At 34.3% G+C, this 20745-nt stretch carries 21 protein-coding genes; 5 read left to right on the top strand and 16 right to left on the bottom strand.

Features of this window, described 5'->3' with window-relative positions; genetic code table 11:
* Positions 1-55 precede the first annotated feature (55 nt).
* From sucD to E0H99_RS15810, 9 genes are all read right to left on the bottom strand, one after another.
* Positions 56-928, bottom strand: coding sequence for a succinate--CoA ligase subunit alpha (gene sucD / locus E0H99_RS15770; RefSeq protein WP_126451553.1), 873 nt, complete (start codon positions 926-928; stop codon positions 56-58).
* A 94-nt stretch (positions 929-1022) separates the two neighbouring features.
* The gene (locus tag E0H99_RS15775) at positions 1023-1385 is read right to left on the bottom strand and encodes a nuclear transport factor 2 family protein (RefSeq protein ID WP_131997799.1); all 363 of its coding nucleotides are present in this window, start codon (positions 1383-1385) and stop codon (positions 1023-1025) included.
* Position 1386: 1 nt separating this feature from the next.
* Positions 1387-2316 (bottom strand): UDP-3-O-(3-hydroxymyristoyl)glucosamine N-acyltransferase, encoded by a 930-nt coding sequence (locus E0H99_RS15780; RefSeq protein ID WP_131997802.1) that lies wholly within the window; start codon positions 2314-2316, stop codon positions 1387-1389.
* A 69-nt stretch (positions 2317-2385) separates the two neighbouring features.
* Entirely contained in the window at positions 2386-2952 is a 567-nt protein-coding gene (efp, locus tag E0H99_RS15785) for an elongation factor P (RefSeq protein ID WP_113665730.1), read from the bottom strand.
* 54 nt (positions 2953-3006) lie between these two features.
* The gene (gene lpxA, locus E0H99_RS15790) at positions 3007-3792 is read right to left on the bottom strand and encodes an acyl-ACP--UDP-N-acetylglucosamine O-acyltransferase (RefSeq protein WP_131997804.1); all 786 of its coding nucleotides are present in this window, start codon (positions 3790-3792) and stop codon (positions 3007-3009) included.
* 84 nt (positions 3793-3876) lie between these two features.
* A complete protein-coding gene (locus E0H99_RS15795; protein ID WP_131997857.1) occupies positions 3877-5265 on the bottom strand; it encodes a bifunctional UDP-3-O-[3-hydroxymyristoyl] N-acetylglucosamine deacetylase/3-hydroxyacyl-ACP dehydratase in 1389 nt (462 codons plus the stop codon).
* A complete protein-coding gene (gene lpxD / locus E0H99_RS15800) occupies positions 5258-6301 on the bottom strand; it encodes a UDP-3-O-(3-hydroxymyristoyl)glucosamine N-acyltransferase (RefSeq protein ID WP_131997807.1) in 1044 nt (347 codons plus the stop codon). The genes E0H99_RS15795 and lpxD overlap by 8 nt, the downstream gene beginning before the upstream one ends.
* A gap of 40 nt (positions 6302-6341) precedes the next feature.
* Positions 6342-7571, bottom strand: coding sequence for an HD domain-containing protein (locus E0H99_RS15805; protein WP_131997810.1), 1230 nt, complete (start codon positions 7569-7571; stop codon positions 6342-6344).
* Between the two features lie 124 nt (positions 7572-7695).
* Entirely contained in the window at positions 7696-8490 is a 795-nt protein-coding gene (locus tag E0H99_RS15810) for a DUF1080 domain-containing protein (protein WP_131997812.1), read from the bottom strand.
* 245 nt (positions 8491-8735) lie between these two features.
* Between E0H99_RS15810 and E0H99_RS15815 the strand changes: the two genes are divergently transcribed.
* From E0H99_RS15815 to E0H99_RS15830, 4 genes are read left to right on the top strand one after another with little or no spacing between them, the layout of a single operon-like run.
* The gene (locus E0H99_RS15815; protein ID WP_131997815.1) at positions 8736-9224 is read left to right on the top strand and encodes a GbsR/MarR family transcriptional regulator; all 489 of its coding nucleotides are present in this window, start codon (positions 8736-8738) and stop codon (positions 9222-9224) included.
* A gap of 28 nt (positions 9225-9252) precedes the next feature.
* The gene (locus E0H99_RS15820; protein WP_131997818.1) at positions 9253-10368 is read left to right on the top strand and encodes an efflux RND transporter periplasmic adaptor subunit; all 1116 of its coding nucleotides are present in this window, start codon (positions 9253-9255) and stop codon (positions 10366-10368) included.
* A gap of 11 nt (positions 10369-10379) precedes the next feature.
* Positions 10380-13550, top strand: coding sequence for an efflux RND transporter permease subunit (locus tag E0H99_RS15825; RefSeq protein ID WP_131997821.1), 3171 nt, complete (start codon positions 10380-10382; stop codon positions 13548-13550).
* Positions 13540-14940 carry an efflux transporter outer membrane subunit gene (locus tag E0H99_RS15830; protein WP_131997824.1) on the top strand — a complete coding sequence of 467 codons (1401 nt, stop codon included), beginning with the start codon at positions 13540-13542 and terminating at the stop codon, positions 14938-14940. Before E0H99_RS15825 ends, E0H99_RS15830 begins: the two co-directional genes overlap by 11 nt.
* A 115-nt stretch (positions 14941-15055) precedes the next feature.
* Here E0H99_RS15830 and E0H99_RS15835 read toward each other — a convergent pair whose 3' ends face one another.
* The 6 genes from E0H99_RS15835 to E0H99_RS15865 all read right to left on the bottom strand — a co-directional run bounded on the left by E0H99_RS15835 (position 15056) and on the right by E0H99_RS15865 (position 18435).
* Positions 15056-15535, bottom strand: coding sequence for a GyrI-like domain-containing protein (locus E0H99_RS15835; RefSeq protein WP_131997827.1), 480 nt, complete (start codon positions 15533-15535; stop codon positions 15056-15058).
* Positions 15536-15709: 174 nt separating this feature from the next.
* Complete coding sequence (locus tag E0H99_RS15840) at positions 15710-16288, bottom strand: protoglobin domain-containing protein (RefSeq protein WP_131997830.1); 579 nt, start codon at positions 16286-16288, stop codon at positions 15710-15712.
* Positions 16289-16616: 328 nt separating this feature from the next.
* On the bottom strand, positions 16617-17099 hold the full coding sequence (locus tag E0H99_RS15845) for a GyrI-like domain-containing protein (RefSeq protein WP_131997833.1): 483 nt from the start codon (positions 17097-17099) through the stop codon (positions 16617-16619).
* Between the two features lie 33 nt (positions 17100-17132).
* Positions 17133-17672: a GNAT family N-acetyltransferase gene (locus E0H99_RS15850; RefSeq protein ID WP_131997836.1), complete on the bottom strand. Its 540-nt coding sequence runs from the start codon at positions 17670-17672 to the stop codon at positions 17133-17135.
* On the bottom strand, positions 17669-17953 hold the full coding sequence (locus E0H99_RS17270) for a toxin-antitoxin system YwqK family antitoxin (protein ID WP_165930234.1): 285 nt from the start codon (positions 17951-17953) through the stop codon (positions 17669-17671). The genes E0H99_RS15850 and E0H99_RS17270 overlap by 4 nt, the downstream gene beginning before the upstream one ends.
* Before the next feature lie 110 nt (positions 17954-18063).
* On the bottom strand, positions 18064-18435 hold the full coding sequence (locus E0H99_RS15865; protein ID WP_131997864.1) for a VOC family protein: 372 nt from the start codon (positions 18433-18435) through the stop codon (positions 18064-18066).
* A gap of 471 nt (positions 18436-18906) precedes the next feature.
* Between E0H99_RS15865 and E0H99_RS15870 the strand changes: the two genes are divergently transcribed.
* Complete coding sequence (locus E0H99_RS15870; protein WP_131997839.1) at positions 18907-19737, top strand: ice-binding protein; 831 nt, start codon at positions 18907-18909, stop codon at positions 19735-19737.
* 218 nt (positions 19738-19955) lie between these two features.
* Here E0H99_RS15870 and E0H99_RS17670 read toward each other — a convergent pair whose 3' ends face one another.
* Positions 19956-20279, bottom strand: coding sequence for a transposase (locus E0H99_RS17670; protein ID WP_131997867.1), 324 nt, complete (start codon positions 20277-20279; stop codon positions 19956-19958).
* Between the last annotated feature and the right edge of the window lie 466 nt (positions 20280-20745).

Here is a 20745-nt window from a genome sequence, read left to right on the forward strand (position 1 = left end):
AATAAAAAAGCCCCACAAATTGTGAGGCTTTTAAAATATTTAATCAAAGCTTAGATTAACCTAAAACTTCTTTTACTTTTTTACCAATTTCAGCTGGAGAATCTACTACGTGAATACCACATTCTCTCATGATTTGTTTTTTAGCTTCAGCAGTATCATCTGATCCACCAACGATAGCACCTGCATGTCCCATTGTACGTCCTACTGGAGCGGTAACTCCTGCAATGAATCCTACAACTGGTTTACGGTTACCATCCGCTTTGATCCAATGAGCAGCATCCGCTTCTAATTGTCCACCAATTTCACCTATCATTACGATACATTCTGTTTCTGGGTCATTCATCAATAATTCAACTGCTTCTTTTGTAGTAGTTCCGATGATTGGGTCTCCACCAATACCAATTGCAGTAGTGATTCCTAATCCTTGTTTTACCACTTGGTCAGCTGCTTCGTACGTTAATGTTCCAGATTTAGAAACAATACCAACAGTTCCTTTTTTGAAAACAAAACCTGGCATAATACCAACTTTAGCTTCACCCGGAGTAATTATTCCTGGGCAGTTAGGTCCTATCAATCTAGCATTTCTTTCTTTAACATAACTATTTGCTTTTATCATGTCAGCAACAGGAATTCCTTCAGTAATTGCAATAATTACTTTAATTCCAGCATCTGCAGCTTCCATAATCGCATCAGCAGCAAAAGCTGGTGGAACAAATATGATAGTCGTATCAGCTCCTGCTTGTTCTACAGCATCTTTTACAGTGTTAAAAACTGGTCTGTCTAAGTGAGTTGTTCCCCCTTTTCCTGGAGTTACACCACCAACAACGTTAGTACCGTACTCAATCATTTGAGAAGCATGGAAAGTTCCTTCGCTTCCTGTAAAACCTTGAACAATTATTTTGGAATCTTTATTGACTAAAACACTCATGATATATTTTTTATGTAGTTTTTAAAATTGTTATGCAAAAGTATAAAATAGTAATCAGTAATCAGTAATCAGTATTCAGTTTTTTGATACTAAATTATGATAATTGACTCATTTGATACCCTCGAAATAGTTTATTGTCTTTTATTTGCCAAATAACCATAAAATGCGCCAATAACATTTCTTCTCTTGGATTCTCAATCGTTTTCACAAAATGAGAGTATCGTACCGAAATGGTATCATTTTCACTTACAATATGACTAATTCTAACTTTAGATCGAACGTATGCTTTACTTAAATCATTAGATAGATTTAATAAAGAATCGTAATTCAATTGAATCAATCCCTTACTGCTTTTCCATTCAACGATTACTTCAGGATGTAAAAAATCTTTTATGATTTCGCTATCTATAAGAGCATCTGATTTGTAAAATTTCTGAACGATTTCTTTAGCAGACATATTATTTTAGTTTATTTAGAATTTCTGGTATCTTCTTGATATTAGCCAGTTGTTTCAATTTTTCTCTTGATTCTTCAATTGGAGTACCAAAATAAGACTTTCCTCCTTCTACTGATTTTGTAACTCCGGTTTGACCAAGAATAACTGCCTTTGCTCCTATCGTGATTCCGCTGGTGGTCCCTACTTGTCCCCAAATAGTAACTTCGTCTTCAATAATGACACAGCCTGCAATTCCGGTTTGTGAAGCAATTAAACATTTTTTTCCAATAACAGTGTCATGGCCTACATGCACTTGATTATCAATTTTTGTGCCTTCGCCAATAGTTGTATCGCCAGTAACTCCTTTATCAATCGTACAAAGAGCTCCAATTCCAACATTGTCTTTAATAACCACTCTTCCACCTGAAAGTAACTGATCGTAACCTTCGGGACGTTTTTTATAATAAAAAGCATCGGCACCAAGAATGGTTCCCGCGTGAATCATTACATTATCGCCAATTACGGTGTAGTCATAAATCGAAACATTAGAATGAATCAAACAATTCTTTCCAATAACAACATGATTACCGATAAATGTATTTGGCTGTATTACAGTTCCTTCACCTATAGAAGCTGAAGTAGCTATTGAAACATTCGAAAATTGAAATGGCTTGAAATAGTTTGTTAATTTATTAAAATCTCTAAAAGGATCATCTGAAATCAACAACGCTTTTCCATCCGGACAAGCTACATTTTTGTTAATTAAAACAATAGTTGCTGCTGAATTTAATGCTTTGTCATAATACTTAGGATGATCTACAAAAACAATATCGCCTGATTCAACAACATGAATTTCATTCATTCCAGTCACTGGAAATTTTTTATCACCAACATATTCACAGTCGATGATACTTGCAATTTCTTCTAAGCTATGTGTTTTTTGGAATTTCATTTATTTTGTGTTCAGTGTTTAGCAATCAATGTCCAGTATATCTCATTACTGAGCACTGATTACTGTCAGCTATTCCTTAACTCGTTCCATATAAGAACCTGATGCAGTATCAATTTTAATTTTATCACCTTCATTAATAAACAAAGGGACATTTACAGTTGCACCCGTTTCAACAGTTGCTGATTTTGTTGCATTTGTAGCAGTATTTCCTTTAATTCCTGGTTCTGCGTAAGTCACTTCAAGAATAACAGATGCTGGCATATCTACAGAAAGAGGTAAATCAGTCTCTGTATTGATACTTACCATTACATTTTCTCCTTCTTTCAATAAATCTGGTGAATCTAAAATATTTTTATTTAAAGTAATTTGTTCGAAAGTTTCTGTATTCATAAAATGAAAATCATCTCCTTCTGGATATAAAAACTGAAATTTATGGTTTTCCACTCTAACTTCTTCAATTTTATGACCAGCTGAAAAAGTGTTGTCCAATACTTTTCCGTTAGTCAAACTTCTCAATTTAGTTCTAACAAAAGCAGGACCTTTTCCTGGTTTTACGTGAAGAAATTCAATAATTTTGTAAATATCGTTGTTGTATTTAATACACAATCCGTTTTTAATATCTGATGTAGATGCCATTTTTTTGTTTATTTGTTGATTCGTTTATTTGCTAATTTGATTAACGACTTATTCTTAATAATTTCCAGAATATCCTTTCATTACTCCTCTTGATGAATTTCGAATAAAATCAATGATTTCATCTCTTTCCGGTGTCGCTTCCATCTCTGCTTCAATAATACCCAAAGCTTGGGTTGTATTGTAATTTTTTTGATACAAAATTCTATAAATATCTTGAATTTCTTTGATCTTTTCAGTTGTAAAACCGCGTCTTCTTAATCCAACAGAGTTAATACCAACATACGACAAAGGCTCTTTTGCTGCTTTTGTGAAAGGCGGAACATCTTTTCTTACCAAAGATCCGCCTGATATCATGGCGTGATCTCCAATGTGGATAAATTGATGAATTGCTGCCAATCCGCCAATAACCGCAAATTTACCTACGGTAACGTGACCAGCCAAAGCTACTCCGTTTACAATAATAGCATTATCGCCAATGTGACAATCGTGAGCTATATGTGCTGTTGCCATTACCAAACAATTATTACCTAAAGTAGTTTGTCCGGATGCAATTGTCCCTCTATTGATCGTTACACATTCTCTAATCGTACAATTGTCTCCAATTATTGCCAAAGAATCTTCTCCTCCAAATTTTAAATCCTGTGGAACCGCCGAAATAACTGCACCAGGGAATATATTACAATTTTTTCCAATTCTCGCGCCTTCCATAATGGTAACATTCGAACCTATCCAAGTTCCGTCCCCAATAACTACATTATTGTGAATGGTTGTAAATGGTTCTATGACAACATTTTTGGCGATTTTGGCGCCTGGATGAACATAGGCTAGTGGTTGATTCATCAGCTATTTTTTATTTTTTTATTTATCAGAATACAAACGTCAATCTCATTTTTTCAAATGGAGGATTTTAGTTTTAATCTAAATCTATTGTTTTTTGGCAATTTGAGCCATTAATTCTGCTTCAGCAACTAGTTTTCCATTTGCGTAAGCATTTGCTTGCATGTGACAAATTCCTCTTCTGATAGGAGTAATTAAATCACACTTAAAAATTAAAGTATCACCAGGTAATACTTTATGTTTGAATTTGACATTGTCTATTTTCATAAAATAAGTCAAATAATTTTCTGGATCAGGAACGGTACTTAATACCAGAATCCCTCCTGTTTGTGCCATGGCTTCTACAATTAAAACACCTGGCATAACCGGAGCTTCAGGAAAATGACCAACAAAGAAATTTTCATTCATTGTTACATTTTTCATCCCCACAACATGAGTTTCTGACATTTCGATGATTCTGTCAATCAATAAAAACGGTGGTCTATGAGGAAGAACCGCCATAATTTTATGAATATCCATTAAAGGCTCTTGATGCAAATCATAAGCAGGAACATGATTTCTTTGTTCTATTTTTATGATTTTAGCCATTTTTTTGGCAAACTGTGTATTCACAAAATGACCTGGTTTATTGGCAATTACCTTCCCTTGAATTCTTGTTCCAATTAAAGCTAAATCACCCACCACATCAAGCAGTTTGTGTCTTGCCGCTTCATTTGGGTAATGCAACGTAAGGTTATCTAAAATACCATTTGGTTTAACGGTTATTTCGTCTTTTCCAAAAGCTACTTTTAAACTCTCCATGGTTGATGCAGAAATTTCTTTGTCTACATAAACAATGGCATTATTTAAATCGCCTCCTTTTATCAAACCGTTTTCTAACAACGATTCTAGTTCATGTAAAAAACTGAAGGTTCTTGACTCAGATATTTCAGTTTTAAAGTCAGCAATACTTTTCATTGTAGCATTTTGAGTACCTAGTATTTTAGTACCAAAATCCACCATTGCAGTAACTGAATAATAATCGTTTGGCATTACCAATATTTCACTGCCAGAAGCTTCATCTGTAAAAGAAATAACTTCTTTTACTACATATACATTTCTTTTAGCGTTCTGTTCTTCTATTTCTGCTTTTTCAAGCGCTTCAACAAAATATTTTGAAGAACCATCCATAATAGGAAGTTCAGAAGCATTCAATTCAATGATTACATTATCTAAATCACAACCAATTAGTGCTGCTAAAACATGTTCAGGCGTTTGAATTTTTACGCCTAATTTTTCTAAATTGGTTCCTCTTTGCGTGTTTACAACATAATTCGCATCTGCTTCAATAATAGGTTGTCCTTCCAGATCTACTCGAACAAAAGTAAAACCATTATTGACTGGAGCAGGTTTAAAAGTCATTTTTACTTCTTTTCCTGTGTGTAATCCAACTCCAGTTAGCGAAATTTCTGTTTTGATGGTCTTCTGTTTAACCATTGTTTCCATTTTTTTGGTTTAATATTTGTTTTTTTAATTCTTCTATTTCTGCAACAATTTTAGGCAAATTCTTGAAATGAACATACGATTTACTGAAATCATTGTATCCAAATGTAGGGCTTCCTTGCAAGATTTCATTATCTTTTATATTTCGTCCCACACCTGATTGCGCTTGGATTCGAACATTATTACCAATAGTTAAATGTCCTGAGATTCCAACTTGTCCGCCAATCATGCCACTTTTTCCAATTTTTGTAGAACCTGCAACACCCGTTTGAGCGGCAATTACGGTGTTCTCACCAATTTCAACATTATGCCCAATCTGAATTTGATTGTCAAGCTTCACTCCTTTTCTGATAATGGTAGAACCCATTGTAGCCCTATCAATAGTTGTACAAGAGCCTATATCTACATTATCTTCAATAATTACATTCCCTATTTGTGGAATTTTAGTATACGTCCCGTCAGGATTTGGTGCAAAACCAAAGCCATCCGCACCTATTATAGCTCCAGAATGAATGGTGCAATTATTCCCGATTACGGTCTCCGAATAGATTTTTGCGCCAGCGAATAATATTACATTATCCCCTATTATGACATTATCTCCAACAAAACAATTAGGATATATTTTTACATTTTCACCCAAAACTACATTCTGTCCGACATAACTAAAGCTACCAAGATATAAATTATCTCCGTATTTTACACTTTGTGACAGGAAAGAAGGTTGCTCTATTCCACTTTTATTCAATTTCACCTGATTATAAAACTCTAATAATTTAGAAAATGCCGCATACGCATCTTGCACTTTTATTAATGTGGTAGTTAAAGGTGATTCCGGTACAAAAGTCTCATTAACAATTGTTACTGAAGCTTTTGTGGAATATATATAATTAAGATATTTAGGATTTGATAAAAAAGTAAGCGATCCCTCAGTGCCTTCTTCGATTTTTGACAATCTAAAAACTTCTGTCATGGGATTCCCAACAACTTCTCCTTCTAAAATCCCTGCTATTTGTTCTGCTGTAAATTTCATCGCGACAAAAATATAAAAAAATAGATTTTAAATGGTGTTTTTATAGTAGTTGTTTTGGGAAACAGATGTAATACTTGGTAACCAATTTAGATAATGATTTTAAATTCAGCTGATCAGAAGATTCAATTACGTCCTCAATGGTACAGTCTTTTTTCAAAATCCGTATGGGTTCTGCCTCTTTACTGTAAGCTTGATTTTTTATTTTGCCTTTAAAAATAAAATAATTGGTTTCTAATAATGAAATATTATTTTCCAATGCAAAACGTTCTTTTAGTGGCTGTAATTCCTCAATCGCTACTTTTTCACTGGTTAATTTAATTTTTAATAAATCTCGGTTTACAATCATTTTACTCAATGAGGACAATATAAAATCATCATGTTTTTGCCACGATTTTAATGCTCCAATAATATCAAAATCATCTAATTGAGCAAATAAATCCAACGTTTCTGCGTCAAATGTATCTATGGTGACTTTGTTTTGCATGAAAAACAATAATGGTTCACTACAAGGCAACTGCACTCCTTTTAGCGTTAATTCTTTGGCGCGTTTTAAGATTTTCATCAAAATTAACTCTGCCACTAAACTCGTTTTGTGTAAATATGCCTGCCAATACATCAATCGTCTGGACATCAAAAACTTTTCTACGGAATAAATCCCTTTTTCTTCAATTACTAAATAATCGTCTACCACATTCATCATTTGAATCAGTCGTTCTGAGTTGACATTCCCTTCTGCCACTCCCGAGTAAAAACTGTCACGTTTCAAATAATCCATTCGATCCATATCCAATTGACTGGAAATCAATTGCAGCATGAATTTTCTATTGTATTCTCCTTTAAAAACCTGAATTGCTAAACTTAACTGACCGTTAAATTCTAAATTCAATTGGTTCATAAATAATAGAGATATTTCTTCATGATGCACATCTTCAACAATACTTTTTTCCATAGCATGTGAAAAAGGCCCATGACCTATATCATGCAATAAAATAGCAATGTACAAGGCATTTTCTTCCTCAGGAGATATTAAAACCCCTTTGAAACGCAATACATCGACTGCTTTTTGCATCAAATGCATACAACCTAAGGCATGATGAAAACGGGTGTGATTTGCGCCAGGATATACTAAATACGACAATCCCATTTGGGAAATTCGACGCAAACGTTGAAAATAAGGATGCTGAACTAAATCGTAAATTAAGGCATTTGGAATCGTAATAAACCCATAAATGGGATCATTGAATATTTTTAGCTTATTGATTTGACTCACTATTAAGTTTTTTTTTTAGGTCAACAAATATAAGTAAATTAGATTCCAAAACAGAAACGTTCCTGATTGTGATTTGGAGCCAAAAAAAAACGGAGCGTTTTTAGCGCTCCGTTTCTATGCTTTGTTAAAGTTTTCTTATCCAAATATTCCTGAATTGGTTTTTTGAATCATGATCTTGAAGCGAAATAACATCATCGCCATGAGACGTAGGGTAATTATGCAAACCAATGTAAAGTGTCAACCCATTTATGGTAGTATTATTTTGCACTAAAACACCATTCAAAAACACAGTGATTCTGGCCGGAGCATCAATTCTGCCATCAGCTTTGAATCGAGGAGCAGTATAAATCGCATCATAAGTATTCCATTCTAATGGAGTCTTTACAGCGTTTACCAATGGCGGATGATCTTTATAAATACTTCCTGCCTGACCATTGTTATACGTTCTGTTATTGTAGGAATCCAATATTTGCAATTCGTATCTGTTTTGGAAAAATACACCACTGTTTCCTCTTGCCTGTCCACCATCTAAAACGACATCCGGTGCACTCCATTCCAGATGTAACTGACAATCACCAAAGGTCATTTTGGTTTGAATGGCTCCAGAACCTGGAACAACTTCCATATAGTCTTTATCAACAATTTTCCATCCTGCAGGCTTATTTACATCTTTTTGACTTACCCATTGCTCTAAGTTTTTACCGTCAAATAAAATAATGGCATCTGAAGGTGCGTTTCCAAGGGTTTTAGCAGGCGTGATTGCTTTTACTTCCGGTTCCCAAATTTCCGTCATTTCGGGTTTCATTGGCATTGGAGAAACCTCCGGTGGAGTGTTCACATATTTGTGTTGCGCCATAGCTACCGTAGCAGAAAATAAGGCAATTATTAAAAAAGAATTCTTCAAGTTTTTAGATTTCATAATTAAATTAATTTGGTTTGATAAGATATAAACAGATGGTAATTATTGACTTTTCAATATTAAGCATTTTTTTATCACGAACTAACTTTTAATTTAAATAGAACTAATTGATGGCTAAACTTTAGATTTTAAACAAAAACCAAATAGTAAAACCTAGAGAAACAGTTTGTTGAAAAAATTAACACAAATTTAAGTTCGTTTAGTTCGGTAAATTGCGAACTAACTGTAATTTTGCAAAAAAAATCATGGCTGCAATACAAAAAGAGAGAGAAGAACTTATCGAAATGTTCGGAATTCATTTTGAGTTACTATACAATATACCGCCATTATGTTCCAGAATTCTTGCATTACTTATAATTGATGGCTGCAAGACCGGATTAACTTTTGAACAAATAGTCGAAAAACTGGGTGCCAGTAAAAGCTCTATTTCAACCAACTTGAATCTGCTTCTAAAAATGGATAAAATAAATTACTACACTTTATCCGGTGACCGAAAAAAATATTTCAAGCCTTCTCCATTCAGTGAAAGATTGACAAATTATATCAAAATACTTGATTTTGAAAAAAAAATAATAGACAAATTAATCATTTACAGAGAGAAAACAGTCTCGTGTGCTGAAGAACAATGCAATATGGAAAATGTCAAAGCCTATAAATCCCATGTTTGCGAAGTGGAAGAACTTTTGATGAAAACGATCGAAAAATTCAAAGAAATAGAAAGAAATAACACCTAAATATAAATCCAAAAACCCAATTATAAAAATGAGAAAACTTTCAATATTTTCAATATTTGTTTTGCTAATTTTAGCATCATGTGGCAAAAAAGAAGAACAGCAAATGCCTTCTATAGTGGCTGCTCCTTTTCCAGTTCAAACTGTTACCTTACAAGATGCAATTGTTTATCAAGAATATACCGCCAACCTTGAAGGGCAGCAAAATGTAGAAATCCGTCCAAAAGTAAATGGATTTATCCAAAAAATCTATGTTGATGAAGGTCAGCTTGTGAGAAAAGGACAATTGCTTTTCAAATTAGAAACACAAACTTTAAACCAAGATGCCTCAGCTGCAAAAGCAATGGTGAAAGCAGCTCAGGTTGAAGTTGACCGATTAAAACCTTTAGTAGACAGAAAAATAATCAGTAATGTTCAGCTAGAAACTGCTAAAGCAAAATTAGCTCAGGCCAGAAGTGCATATGGTAGTATTGCTGCAAACATTGGTTTTGGAACTATCGTTTCTCCCGTAAATGGAGTTATCGGAAGTTTGCCTTTCCGCGAAGGAAGTTTAGTGAGTTCAACCAGCGAAATGCCGCTGACCACGGTTTCTGACACAAAAATTGTTCGTGCTTATTTTTCGATGAATGAAAAACAATTGCTGCTTTTTAATAAGACTTTCAAAGGGGCAACAACTGCACAAAAATTAAAGGCGGCTCCAGAAGTTTCCATGCTTTTAGTTGACAATTCCGAATACGATCAAAAAGGAAAAATCGCAACAATCAACGGTCTGGTAAATCCAACAACAGGAACTACGCAGTTCAGAGCAGAATTTAAAAATCCTGAAGGAGTACTAAGAAGCGGTAGCAGCGGGATTATCCGTTTACCAATTATTCAAAAAGAAGTAATTCTGGTTCCCCAAAATGCCGTTTTTGAAGTACAAGGAAAACAACTGATTTATGTTGTAGGTCAAGAAAATAAGGTAAAATCCAGAATTGTTACTACAAACGGAACATCTGATTTGAATTTCATTGTAACAGAAGGTCTTGTGGAAGGCGATGTTGTGGTAATTGAAGGCGCATCAAAATTAAAAGATGATATCGTAATTGTTCCTCAACAAACAAAAAATGAAATTCAACTAACAGCAACATCAACTCCAGCTAAATAATAATTCACAAGATGCTAAAAACTTTTATTGAAAGACCTGTTCTTTCGACTGTAATTTCGATTCTAATAACCATTTTGGGGGTTTTGGGATTGATGTCATTACCTATTGAACAATACCCCGAAATCGCACCTCCAACAGTTCAAGTCAGTGCTACGTATACCGGAGCAAATGCAGAAACTGTATTGAATAGTGTCGTGATTCCATTGGAAGAAGAAATCAATGGTGTGGAAGGAATAACATACATGACTTCCTCTGCAGCAAATGATGGTTCTGCTAAAATCTCCGTTTATTTTGAACTTGGTGTTGACCCGGATATTGCTGCGGTAAACGTTCAAAACAAAGTTGCCCGTGCTATCAGTAAATTGCCTCAAGCAGTGGTACAGACAGGAGTTACAACCCTGAAAAGCCAGACTAGTGCCTTGATGTTCTTTGCTTTATATTCCAATAACAAAGACTTTGACGAGACTTATATCCAGAATTACGCCAAAATAAATCTAGTACCAAAATTACAACGTGTAAAAGGTGTTGGACAAGTTAATGTTTTTGGTGCCAAAGATTACTCGATGCGAATTTGGATAGATCCTGCAAAAATGGCTACGTATAATGTTTCTCCAAAAGAAATTCAAGCTGCTTTACAAGAACAAAATGTAGAAGCTGCTCCAGGGAAATTTGGTGAAAATGCCGAAGGTGTTTATGAATATGTAATCAAATATAAAGGACGACTTTCTGAAATAAAAGATTACGAAAACATTGTTATAAAATCTACCGGAAATGGAAATTTCCTTCACCTGAAAGATGTTGCCACTGTAGAATTGGGAGGTTTCAATTATGGAACCAAGAATATCGCAATGGGTAAACAAGGTGTTGCTGTTGGAGTATTTCAAACTTCAGGTTCAAACGCACAAGATATTATTGAAGAAGTAATGACCATCTTGGAAGATACAAAACCAGACTTCCCAAAAGGAGTTGACTATGTAATTCCATTTAATACCAAAACATTTCTGGATGCTTCTATCGATAAAGTAATCACAACATTAATTGAAGCTTTTATTCTGGTATTTATTGTAGTATACATCTTCTTGCAAGATTTTCGTTCTACTTTAATTCCTGCGATTGCAGTTCCGGTGGCTATTGTAGGTACATTTTTCTTCCTGCAATTATTTGGATTCTCTATCAATATGTTGACTTTGTTCGCTATGATTCTCGCCATTGGGATTGTCGTCGATGATGCGATTGTCGTCGTCGAGGCGGTGCACGCCAAACTGGATGAAGGAGCAAAATCAGGAAAAGAAGCAACCATCTCAGCAATGAGTGAAATCACAGGTGCGATTATTTCCATCACAATGGTAATGGCCGCAGTATTTATCCCGGTGTCGTTCTTGAGTGGACCTTCGGGAGTATTTTACCAGCAGTTTGCTATTACATTGGCAATTGCGATTTTAATTTCTGCAATTAATGCTTTGACGCTGAGCCCTGCATTGTGTGCCTTATTCTTAAAACCACATGCCGATTCTGATCATCATAATGCAAATTTGAAAGATCGATTTTTCTTGGCTTTCAATACTAGTTTTGATCGAATGAATAATAGATATGTTAAGTCTCTGGGATTTTTGGCCAGAAAAAAATGGATTACAGTGGTTGCTTTAATCGTATTTTCTGGAATCACTTTTATATTATTCCAAACTACGCCATCTGGATTTATTCCAAATGAAGACCGTGGAATTATTATGGCCGATTTAACACTTCCTCCAGGAACGACATTGGAGAAAACTCAAAAAGCAGTAAAAGAATTGGATACTATTTTAGGTTCAATGGATATCGTTGAAGCCAGAATGAGTGTTGTAGGTTTCAGTTTATTGAATAGTGTAAATGGAGGTTCTTATGCCTTTACAGTAATCAAATTGAAAGACTGGAAATACCGTAAGGAAGCCAATCAATCAGTAGATGCAGTGGTGAAAGAACTGTTTGGAAAAACAGCTCACTTTAAAGATGCAAGAGCCTTGTTTTTTACACCTCCAAGTGTTCAGGGTTTTGGTTCAGCTGATGGTTTCGAATTGAAGATTCAAGATAAAGGAGATGATGATTGGGCTACGGTGAGTAAAGTGAGTAATGAATTTTTGGGAGAATTAATGAAAAGACCCGAAATTCAATATGCGCAGACCAATTTTAATCCAACGTTCCCACAATTCCAAATGGATATTAATGTGGAAAGAGCCAAAGATGCTGGAGTATCTATTTCGGATATTTTCAATACGATGCAAGGCTATTATGGAGGATTGTATACCACGGATTTCAACAAATTTGGGAAACAATACCGTGTCATGATTCAGGCAAAACCGTCTGATAGAGCGACCGAAGCTTCAATCAATAATATTTATGTAAAAAATGCTGCCGGACAACAAGTTGCAATTAGCCAATTTATAGATTTAAAAAGAATCTACGGACCTGAAGCTGTTGCCCGATTTAATATGTTGAAAGCGGTAAACGTGAACGGAAAAGCAAATCCGGGTTACAGTACTGGAGATGCCATTAAAGCCATTCAGGAAGTTGCCGAAAAGCATTTACCAAAGACGTATAGTTATGAATTCTCGGGGATGACCCGTGAAGAAATTTTGGCTGGAACTCAAGCAATTTGGGTGTTTTTACTAAGTTTAATATTTGTTTATTTCTTATTAAGTGCCCAGTATGAAAGTTATTTAGTTCCATTATCAGTATTGCTTTCACTACCTGTGGGTATTGCCGGAGCGATTGGTTTTGTGAAATTGGCAGGATTGGAAAACAATATTTATTTCCAGGTTGCACTGATAATGCTTATAGGACTACTAGCGAAAAATGCCATTCTGATAGTTGAGTTTGCTATCCAGCGACGACGACAAGGAATGGATATTACACAAGCCGCTATTGAAGGAGCAAAAGCACGTTTACGTCCTATTTTAATGACCTCATTGGCCTTCATATTTGGTCTATTACCTTTGGCTTTGGCTACTGGTGTTGGAGCTGTTGGTAATCGTTCTATCGGTATGGGAGCAGTTGGCGGAATGTTAGTTGGAACAATTTTAGGGGTATTTGTAATCCCTATTTTGTTCATCATCTTCCAAGGATTACAGGAAAGAATTACTGGAAAACCATTCGGAGAAAAAGAATCTGATGTTATACTTTTAAACGAAGAAAATGAAGAATAAGTTAAATAAAATAGCAGTACTTGTTGTAACAGCAATGGTAATGCAATCCTGTTTTGTAGCCAAAGATTATAAACGACCGGAATTAAAAACGGAAAATTCATACCGAAATGAAATCATTTCAACTGATACCATTTCACTTGCCAATGTAGCTTGGGAAAACGTTTTCACGGATCCGCTTTTACAGGGTTATATCAAAAAAGGGTTAGAAAATAACCTTGATATCAAAATTGCCATGCAAAATATTGCAGCGGCAGAAGCAACTATGAAACAAGGAAAAGCGGGGTACTTCCCCACTCTTTCTGCAGGTGCCGATTGGACACATCAACAGCTTTCTAAAAACAGTCAGTTTGGTGCTCTGTTGCAAGACAGAAGCACCAATCAATATCAGTTGACTGGAAGTCTTTCGTGGGAAGCTGATATTTGGGGAAAAATAAGAAGCAACAAGCGTGCTGCAAATGCCGCTTATCTGCAAACAACAGCTGCAAAGCAAGCGGTAAAAACGCAATTGATTGCTAACATTGCAGCAACGTATTATCAATTGCTTTCGGTTGATGCGCAAATAAAACTAGCAGAGAAAACGTTGGTTAACAGAAACCAAAGTATCGAAACTATTATTGCATTAAAAGATGCCGGTAATGTAACCGAAGTTGGCGTGAAGCAAACCGAAGCTCAAAAATATGGTACCGAAATTATCATTGCCGATTTAAAAAATAGCATCATCATTCTTGAAAATACCATGAGTATTCTCATGGGTGAAGGTTCTGCAAAAATTGAAAGAAACACTTTTGAGTCACAATCCATGCAACCTACAATTACGCTTGGTGTTCCTGCAACTTTGTTACGAAACAGACCTGACGTAATCGCAGCGGAATACAACTTGATTTCAAATTTTGAACAGACTAATGTGGCCAAAAGTAATTTTTATCCAACATTAAAACTTACTGCTACCGGTGGACTTCAAAGTATTGATTTGAAAGAATGGTTTAGTGTCAATTCGATTTTTGCAAACGTGATTACGGGATTGACTCAGCCTATTTTTAATCAAAGACAAATTAAAACGAAGTTTGAAATTGCAAAAGCCAATCAGGAAAAAGCTTATCTTCAGTTTGAGCAGTCGTTATTGACCGCCGGAAAAGAAGTTTCGGATGCTTTGGCTCAGTACAATAATGAAACGTATAAACTCACCGTTAGAGAAAAACAAGTGGATGCGTTGAATAAAGCCACTGATTATTCGGATGAATTGTTGACGTACGGTTTGGCCAATTATTTAGAAGTTCTGACTGTAAAAGACAATGCTTTGAATGCAGAACTAAGCTTTATAGACAATAAATTCCAACAATATAAAGCCATTATTCAATTGTACAGAGCCCTTGGCGGTGGCTGGCAATAGTGAGATTGCTTGACTAATTATTATTGATTCCTGTTTGTTCAAAACCACTGCTTATTGTACCGGCAGTGGTTTTGTCATTTATTACTATTGTGTTTTTGATAAATAATCAGGAATCTTATTTCAGTTGGATTGGAATCCAAATTTCCTCTTCGGAACTGGGATCGTTATTCTTGTATTTTTCTCCCAATAATTCAAAATGCATTCTATCATCCAAAACGTATTCCGAGTTGGGCAACCAAGTTTCAAAAATATGCTGAAATGTTTTTGAAGCTGTCGATACATCGCCTTTGTGAACAAAAACTGCATACAATCCTCCATCCAAAATAATCGGTTCCATTGCTTCTGGAATTTCATTAAAATCAGTTACAGCAACGGCTGCCCATTTTTCGAATTCAGTATTGGGATTAAAAGTATTAAAATACGAAGCTTCATATTTTTGCATGGAGTACAAATCTGTACCAATACTATTTTGGATTTCCTTTCGCCTTGGCATAAAACTTTTCCAAAGTTCTACTGTTTTATTATTGGATAACGAAAGTGTTATTCGTTTGCCAATCAATTTTTTCTCCAGTAGCGTTTCAATTCTGGGATTCATATAAATGTTTTTTGCTTTTCACTTCTAAAAGATTATTTAATCTAACTTATTAGGAGCTTAAAATCGGGAGATTTTGTCTTTATTTTGTATTAGGTGAAAAAGAATAACCCGATTAATCTTTTGATGAGAAAAAATAAAATCCGGCTATTCCATTTTTTTGAGATAGGATTTCAATCAGAATTCATTTTTGTTGATGTAAGGATACGTCCAAAGAATTACAGTAAGCGTTACGGCTTTAAACCAAGCGGAATACATTGCTTCCACAGTTTCGACATTGTGTCCCTTTTTAGTTAAAAATCCTTTGATAGTTGCAGTAATTGGAAAAATAAATGCTACCATATAACGGTAGTGGATAATAGGAACGGTGTCCACATTGTCCGTTTTGTTTTTCTTACTACTGTGATGCCTCAAAGCAATTTCGTGTTGATAGTTCAGCCAAGTTTGGTCATATGGTTTGTTGCATAAGTCCATAATCCATTGTTCAAACCTAGCTCTAACAGCTGTGAGATAGTCCATATTGGGCTGTCCGTTTTTAGAAAAATAATGAACCAGGTGTTCGTTACCGCCAACAAAACCATACCAAAGGTCAAGTATCTCATTTGTTTGGTCTTTTAATACTTCGCCTGCAAGACGTAGATTTTTTTCATCTTCTTCTGTAAATAATACCGTTTTTTTAAGGAGCTCTAAATCGGCAATGCTTACAGGTGATTGCCCTACTTGCCCGTAGGCATAACCTTTGATGTCTTTTTCCATTTTTTTAAATTTAATTAATGAAACAAGATATAAAGTTAGTAAATAAATTTATGAATTTTGCTGGAAATAGTATTGTTACTGTCTGAAAACCAATTATTTAATAATGTTTTTTTTTATAAAGTAAGGGCAATGGTTCAAAATGTATTGGGTTCATCCTTGATTTTGTGACCAAAACTGCAGCACAAACACATCATAATAAAAATTAACCATGAATCCACACAAATAACAGAACTAACAAAATCAATTCACACGAATTTTATTTAGAAATTAAAAAAATTCATGCTAATTAGTGATACCGAATCCTCGGGACGTGGCGAAAATAGATGTTTTATTTTTTGAGTTGGATTGGAATCCAAATTTCCTCTTCAGAACTGGGATCGTTATTCTTGTATTTTTCTCCCAATAATTCAAAATGCATTCTATCATCCAAAATATATTCAGAGTTGGGTAACCAAGTTTCAAAAATATACTGAAATGTTTTTGAAGCTGTCGATGCATCTCCTTTATGAATAAAAACGGCATACAATCCTCCAGTCAAAGTAATCGGTTCCATTGCCTCTGGAATTTCATTGAAATCAGTAACAACAACGGCTGCACATTTTTCGAATTCAGCATTTGGATTAAAAGTATTAAAATACGAAGCATCGTATTTTTGCATGGAATACAAATCTGTACCAATACTATTTTGGATTTCCTTTCGCCTTGGCATAAAGCTTTTCCAAAGTTCCGCTGTTCTATTATTGGATAACGAAAGTGTTATTCGTCTACCAACAAACTTTTTCTCAGGTAGCGTTTCAATTCTTGGAATCATATAAAAGTTACTTTTTTTAGCATGAGCGAATGATTAATCGGTTGCTAAAATAGCGTAACCGTAATTATCGGACCAGCCGGATGATAAGGGCAATAATTTTCGGGAGTGGGCTTCTCTTGTCATTCCCGTTTTTTCCAAAACATTGATAGAACCAATGTTTCCCAACGCACAACCCGCTTCAATCCGATGAAGATTAAGTTCATTGAAACCAAAACGAAGTATTTCTTTCAAAGATTCCGTTGCGTAGCCTTTGTTCCAATGGTCTTTATGGAGTTTAAACCAAACTTCGGCATTTTTATATTTTACTTTCCCCAAATTGATTCCAATTAATCCAATAATTTGATTTCCAGTATTCAATTCGACCGCAAAAGTAAAATGGGTCGTAAGTGTTTTGTTATTTTCAAAAATCCACTTTTCTAAAAGTAGTTTTGTTTCTTCGATAGTTGCCGGAATTCCTAACGTATTGAATTCATCCGTTTCTTTCAAAGAATGCAATTCGTGAATATAATCTAAATCCAATAGTGTAATTGGCCTTAGAATTAATCGTTCCGTTTTGAGGATTATGGTGTTCATTTTTTGTTTTTAATGATTTTATCGTTTTCAAAAGTCTCTTGATATTCTACTTCGTCGTTTCTGTCATACCGAATAAAAGAACCGTTTTTCTTGCTATTTTTGAAATTTCCAATTTGCCAAAGTTGCCCGGTCTCCCGATAAAACAGCCACTCTCCTTCCATCAGTCCATTGATAAAAGTGCCTTTTGCTTTTACTTTTCCATTTTTGAAAAAATAAGTCAATTGGTCCCCAACTAACTCATGGGCAATTTGTCCGTTTACGTAGTATTTTTTATCTAACATTTGAATTTAATTATATTTTTAGATGAGAATTGATCCTATTTAGAAACACGTAAGGCATTTTTACTATTGAATCGAAAGATATATCCGAGATTTAATAATGCGAAAATAAATTAACGATGTTGGTCAATCAAAATAACATTTCCGTCCGGATCAGTTACCATAAAACCAGCGGGTCCAGAAGTTTTCTCATCCACTTCAGGGTCTATTTTGAGACCTTTACTTTTTAGTTTCCGTTGAATTTCTCTAACGTCGTCAAACTTTGCTATGTTGTTAGCATTTTCATCCCAACCTGGGTTAAAAGTCAAAATATTATTCTCAAACATTCCTTGAAAAAGCCCGATTAGTGAATTCTCATTTTTCATTATGAGATAATTTTTTTCTAAACTACCTGCAAACACTGAAAACCCCAGATTCTCATAAAATTGTTTTGATACTTGAATGTCCTTGACATTAAGACTTACTGAAAACGCTCCTAATTTCATATTTTCCTCTTTTTTTATATTGTTTTTATTATTTGATTGCTTAATCTCACTCTTGTTGTCGTTTTTGTTTGAAACCAAAGTATTCACGTAGAAACCAAGTCCAAACGAGATTAGAAATCCAAAAATAAACAATGTTGTCTTTTTCATTTCATACTATTTTTAATGTTAATAGTTTTATTTTTTTGTTTTTAATTAATAGTGTATGACCGTGCTCATTTGCAATCCGTACCCATAAACACAAGTGCATTTATAAATATTTAGCATTCAAATTGCCAACCAATCTTTGTGGGCACGGAAAGAATTTCTACGTTATCGAAGTGTTAACTTATCCCAGCGATTATACAATAATAATTATTAATATTCACATACATGATAATTAAACAACATTTAACTGATATTGTGTAACTTAATTGATAATAAGTTAGTTACATTTGTTTCTTGACAATAAAGTCACAACATAAAACAAAAAAAATGAAAAAAAACAAATTATTCCCAATCATAGCAGTACTATTGGTTGTTTTAATGTCTAGTTGTGATCAAAATAATGATATTGTTACTCCTTCTGGAACTTCTGCTGCTTCAACTCCTAAAATATCATCTAACCATACTGCAGTTGGTAAATCAGTTGGTACTTCCGCAAAAGTTAGTTCATTGAATGCCGTCAATCTTGGAATTGCAGGGGATTTTGCAATTCTTTCAAAATCAGGAATTACAAATGTTTACAAATCAACTATTACTGGTGACATTGGATCAAGTCCAATTACTGGTGGTGCTGTTTTAGTTGAATGTAACGAAGTTGTAGGGACAATATACACAGTTGATGCTGCGGGACCACTTCCATGTAGTATCACTAACGCTACAAGATTAACAGTTGCTATTGGAGATATGGAAACCGCATACACAGATGCTGCCGGAAGATCTAATCCTGATTTTTTAAATTTGGGTGCTGGGGATATTGGAGGAAAAACACTTACTCCTGGATTATATAAATGGTCAACTGCACTAATCATACCTACAGATATTACTATTTCTGGTAGTTCAACAGATGTTTTTATTTTCCAAGTTGCAGAAACTCTTAAATTGAGCTCCGGGGTTAGAATTACTTTAACTGGAGGTGCACAAGCCAAAAATATTTTTTGGGTAGTTGCAGATGCGGTTACATGCGGAACTACTAGCCATTTTGAAGGAACGATATTAGGAATGACGGGGATTAATTTACAAACTGGCGCAACAATAAACGGAAGAATGTTGGCACAAACTGCCGTAACTTTACAAAAGAATACTGTTACACAACCTCAATAAGTAAACGAATAAATATATTTTATTAGAAGCTGTCCAAAGTAATTTTGGGCAGTTTTTTTATTCAATAAAATGGTACTAAAGAAAAGGAATAGAAGAAAAATCATTACTGTTTAATGAATATAAACTTGAGATACATACCCTACCTAAATCCTTCATTATTGTTGGGTTAATTTAATTTTTATAAGCCATCAAATAATAAATTTATAGGTATAGGCGCTTTAATCGTACTTGTTAGTTGTTGATTTTACTGAAATTACTTTGTAATTAACCATCTTTCTTATTAACACTTCGGATATTGTTTCCATATTTAACCTTCTATTATATCTAAAATGATATTCTTTCAAATAATCCTGCATATGTTCTTTGCTACAATGATGATATATTCCTCTAAGCCATCCTTTAATATTCATTATGTGAATATGTAACTCTTTAAAGTTTTTTCCGTCATCCCAGTCTACTTGTTTCAGGTTAAAAAAATCTTTTTTCAACGGACTATAACATCTCCATTTATCAGTAAATATTGTAACTTCTTTTAAGTATATTTATTTAAAATAGTCCCTTTCTATTGCCTAAGAATGTTCTTTGACTTCATAAGCACGTCCAACACCGTCCTCTAAAATTTCTAAGGCAAGAACAACCAACTTCTTCAATCCTCTACTTCTCCCTTTCTTATTTACTTCTGGGCCCCAACCATAAACTCATCAACATGAATAACTCCTGTTAATGGGTGGCTCAAGCTACTTTTCATTGCTTGTTACATTTTTGACTTGAAAGACCAACATGTCTTTTGACGAAGTTCAAACTCTGAACTTAATTCTAAAAATGACAACCTTTCTTCTTAGTACTAATTTTAAAAACAATATAGAATGCGATCAAAAGCGAAAATTTAAATTTCACAACCAAAAGCATTCGTTTTCTAAGTAAGCTATTTAAAAAAATCTGTTAAAAAATCATATTCATAATTCTTTTCTTCTATAATTTTTAACTCCATTTTAATAATTATTTTTT

Source organism: Flavobacterium sp. GT3P67 (assembly GCF_004349155.1).
GTDB classification, from domain to species: Bacteria; Bacteroidota; Bacteroidia; order Flavobacteriales; family Flavobacteriaceae; genus Flavobacterium; species Flavobacterium ranwuense.